The organism is Streptococcus downii, assembly GCF_004353325.1.
Classification (GTDB): Bacteria; Bacillota; Bacilli; order Lactobacillales; family Streptococcaceae; genus Streptococcus; species Streptococcus downii.
Genome location: NZ_MZNX01000005.1, coordinates 1 through 4,308 on the forward strand (window position 1 = coordinate 1; position 4,308 = coordinate 4,308).

Annotated in this window: 3 protein-coding genes; all 3 read right to left on the reverse strand. The window is 43.7% G+C overall.

All coding sequences use genetic code 11. The annotated features are described in order from the left end of the window. Positions 1-184: 184 nt before the first annotated feature. Complete coding sequence (metK, locus tag E2R31_RS01535; protein ID WP_125415032.1) at positions 185-1,375, reverse strand: methionine adenosyltransferase; 1,191 nt, start codon at positions 1,373-1,375, stop codon at positions 185-187. 343 nt (positions 1,376-1,718) lie between these two features. Further along, positions 1,719-3,062 carry a DEAD/DEAH box helicase gene (locus E2R31_RS01545; protein ID WP_038804977.1) on the reverse strand — a complete coding sequence of 448 codons (1,344 nt, stop codon included), beginning with the start codon at positions 3,060-3,062 and terminating at the stop codon, positions 1,719-1,721. Positions 3,063-3,336: 274 nt separating this feature from the next. Further along, positions 3,337-4,308: Rib/alpha-like domain-containing protein (locus E2R31_RS01550; protein WP_243701279.1), on the reverse strand; the 972-nt coding region annotated here is incomplete at its 5' end.

Sequence of the window (4,308 nt, forward strand, 5' to 3'; positions counted from 1 at the left end):
CACCTTTATTGTATCGCGTTTGGAGTTTTTTTGGTATAACCTTCGATGCGCACCCGCATAGCAGGTGGTTTATTTGTCTCGCACCTGACGGAGCGAGACGGACTAATAGTCACATAATCACCAGCCAGCTTAGAGCTGGTTTTCTTTTGCAAAAAGCTTGGTAACATTGCCAAGCTTTTTCATTTTATTTCACAGCTTCTTTCAAAGCATCTACCTTATCCAAACGTTCCCACGGAAGGTCAATATCTGTACGTCCCATATGTCCATAAGCCGCTGTTTGACGGTAAATTGGACGTTTGAGATCCAGCATTTGAATAATTCCTGCAGGGCGAAGGTCAAAGATTTGACGCGCTGCTTTTTCAAGCTTGCTTTCAGCTACTGTTCCTGTACCGAAAGTATCGATACGAACAGAAACAGGCTGTGCCACCCCAATAGCATAGGCCAATTGCACTTCTGCCTTCTTAGCAAGGCCTGCTGCAACGATGTTCTTGGCAATGTAGCGAGCTGCATAAGAGGCTGAACGGTCCACCTTCGTCGCATCCTTACCAGAGAAGGCACCACCACCATGGCGAGAGTAGCCACCATAGGTATCCACGATAATCTTACGACCAGTCAAACCGGAGTCTCCTTGAGGTCCACCGATTACAAAACGACCAGTTGGATTGATGAAGAATTTGGTTTGCTCATCCAAGTAAGAAGCTGGGATAACCTCTTTGATGACCTTGTTAATCACATCATTGTGAATTTGTTCATTGCTAACTTCTGGGTCGTGCTGAGTTGAAATAACGACTGTGTCCACACGTACTGGGCGGTCATTTTCATCATACTCAACTGTTACTTGTGATTTAGCATCTGGACGCAGATAGCTGATTTCACCAGACTTACGAAGTTCTGCCAAACGACGAACCAGCTTGTGGCTGAGTGAAATTGGCAATGGCATGAGTTCTTCTGTTTCATCCACTGCAAATCCAAACATGAGACCCTGGTCACCTGCTCCAATCAAGTCAAGTGGATCTTGATCTGCATTTCCACGAACCTCCAAGGCTTCGTTGACCCCTTGGGCGATATCCGGTGACTGCTCAACAAGCGATGGATGAACTCCAACTGTTTCCGCAGAAAAACCATACTCTGTATTGGTGTAACCAATCTCTGCAATGGTATTACGAACCACACGGTTAATATCCACATAGGCATTTGTAGAAATTTCACCAAAAACATGGACTGAACCAGTATATACAGCAGTCTCAGCAGCAACGTGCGCTTCTGGATCCTCTGCTAAAATAGCATCCAAAATCGCATCTGAAATTTGGTCTGCAATCTTATCCGGATGCCCCTCAGATACAGATTCAGACGTGAATAATTTACGTTCTGACATAAAAATGTCCCCCCTTAAAAAATATTGTTATAGAGTTACAAAGTACTGATAGGTATTTCTATAGTCTAAGAGTTACGACACGAAAGAAATAAAAACGATACTTTTTTATTTCTGAAGCTAGTAAGGCGCATAGGGTGACCGCATTATAGCGGCAACCGTAGAAGGACGAGCGACTTTGGAGCCGTCATTCTTTGCGAGTTACAAAGTACTGATAGAAATTTCTACCATCTTATCGGGACTATATAACCTTATCATTATACCACTTTTTACTTTTTTTTGCAGTATTTTTGAAAAATCATAAAACAAAGTTAGAAAAAGGAGCCATTCAGCTCCAATTTTATCCTTAAAATGTTTGGCGTTTGGCTTTTCGCTCAGCACGCCCACGTGCGCGATTTTCAGCACGCTTGGTTTTGCGGCGTTTTTCATCCACCGCCCATTGAATCTTCTTCTTATAGCCTGGTTTGACTTTTTTCTTTTTCTTTTTAACCAAGCCAATCATTTCAATATCAAGCTTATCCTGCTTCTTTTCACGATTAGCACGACGATCACGGTCATATGTATCTTGAAACTCTCCGTCTTTGACCATCTTAGGAGTAAACTTGATACCTAATTTTTCCAACTCACGGATATCCGAGTCATCACTAGGCTGGTAAAGGGTAATAGCCGTACCAGGCAGTCCGTTGCGCCCAGTTCGTCCAACACGGTGAACAAAGAAGGACAAGTCTTGCGGAATGGCATCATTGATGACATGACTGACACCTTCAATGTCAATTCCACGCGCTGCCAAGTCCGTTGCGACAATGTACTCAAAATCAAGGTTCTTAACCTGGTTCATGATCCGCTTGCGTTCACGAGGTGCAATATCTCCATGAATCTTAGCTACCTTCAATCCTTGAGCAGTCAGGTAAGCATGCAATTCATCTGCGCGCGTTTTGGTATTCACAAAAATCATTGCCAAATAAGGTTGCATGACTTGAGTCAACTCATAAATCTGAGCATTCTTATCTCGGCCCTTGGTCGAAACCAACCAGTTTTCAATGGTATCAGAGATGACTGTTTTTGTTTTGATTTTCTCCATGACAGGATTTGACAAATATTTTTTCAAGAAGGGCTGCAACTTCTGTGGAATAGTTGCTGAAAAGACCATGAATTGCAAGTCTTTTGGAAGGCTTCCTGCAATCTTGTCAACTGTCTCCAAGAATCCCATATCCAAGGTCATATCGGCTTCGTCTACGACAAAAGTCTTAGCCTTGTGAATGGCTAAATCACCAGATTTGACCAAGTCATAGATACGCCCTGGAGTCCCGATGACAATATGGGGTTGGTTGCTGGCAAGTTTTTCAATCTGACGTGCCTTATCCGTACCGCCAACATAGTTAACCACACGGACTTCGACATCTGAGTGGGCCGCAATCTGACGAGCTGCTTGGTAAATCTGAGTAGCTAACTCACGACTTGGAGCCGTAATGACCGCTTGCACACTATCACTAGTTTCATCTAATTGCTGGAAAATGGGTAGCAAGAAAGTGTGGGTCTTTCCTGAACCTGTTTTTGACTCGCCCACCAAATCACGACCCGCCAAGACAATAGGAATCAACTTTTCCTGAACTTCGGTAGGAGTTGTAAACTTCAACTCCTCCAAAGCCTTTTCTATGTAGTTTTTAAACTGAAATTTCGTAAATGACATACTATCCTCGATTCTATTCATCTAACCATTATACCATATTTTGAACATTTTCAGTAGTCCAACTCATCTGACCTATCACAAGGCTCTCAATTTCTCCAAATACCAATCTTAGACTTGAGATCACACATTTGCTTTCTATCCAAAATGCAAAAAGAGAAGACCGAATTGGTCTTCTCTAAGCGTTAACTCTTTTGACTCAGATACACTTGGCAAAAAGTCAACTACTTGCTTAACAATCTTATAAAAGTCGAAAGCTGCTAGATAACATCAGTGCTTAATCACCTTTCCGCTTGCGACCAAGAAGCAACGCTCCTAGACCTGCAAGAAGAGAGCTAGTCATTAGACCAGTGAGTGAAAGCGGTGCAGTGCTACCTGTGTTTGGTAATGTATCTTGTTTTGCCTTTTCTCCTGCTGGACTTTGAGCTGGTGGATTCTCTTCAGGTTTTCTTGGTTGTTCTGGTTGAAGTCTATTTGCCTGATTATTATCAGCCCCCTGCTCTCCTCCTGGATTAACTGGTGGAATTGGATTTGGTTGAGGTGCTGGTTGCGGAACCGGTTGTGGTTGTGGCGTTGGTGCAGGCTGTGGTTGTGGACTAGGATCTTGCTTAGCTTCAAAGACCCACTTACCGACGAAGGTTAGATTTGCCCCCTCTTCCACTTCTTGGTAACCTAGGAATGTCCATGTACCATTTGCAACAGCTACCTCTACAGGCATCGGTGCTTCTGGAACAAAAGCAATCGCTGCAGAAGAACTTGTAGTATATGTTCCACTTTGTGGAAGTAAGCTCAATACTTCTGCTGGCAAGTTGTTGTCTGCGGTTGCACTCTCGAAGCGGTAAGTCACCTTATATGTTTCAGTCACCGGTGCAGGCAAAACATTAACTGGTACAGGAACTTCAGTAGAAGAACCATCTGGATAGTCAACTCGTACCTTACCTGTGTAAGTACCTGATTTTGTTGTGTCAATTTGACCTGCAGGTGTGATATCAACTACCTTAGTGCCAGCTGGAAGGCTTGGCAAGTTCGTCACATTATCGGTCAAGTCAGGTGTTTGTCCAACCTTGATAGTTTCTTCCGTTACTTGAGGCGTATAAGTTTCAGCATTTGTCGGATTCGCCTTGAATTCCCATTTCCCTACAAACTCTACATTTGCCTTGTTGACAACGGCGCTAGCTGCGTCGTAACCCTTGAAGGTCCAAGTGCCGTCGTTCACTGCGTCGGTGTAAGTGGTTTGGGATGGTTGTTG

Bases quoted from the DNA above. Each gene is read 5' to 3' on its own strand.
- E2R31_RS01545 (WP_038804977.1), bottom strand. From the start codon at position 3,062: ATGTCATTTACGAAATTTCAGTTTAAAAACTACATAGAAAAGGCTTTG.
- metK (WP_125415032.1), bottom strand. From the start codon at position 1,375: ATGTCAGAACGTAAATTATTCACGTCTGAATCTGTATCTGAGGGGCAT.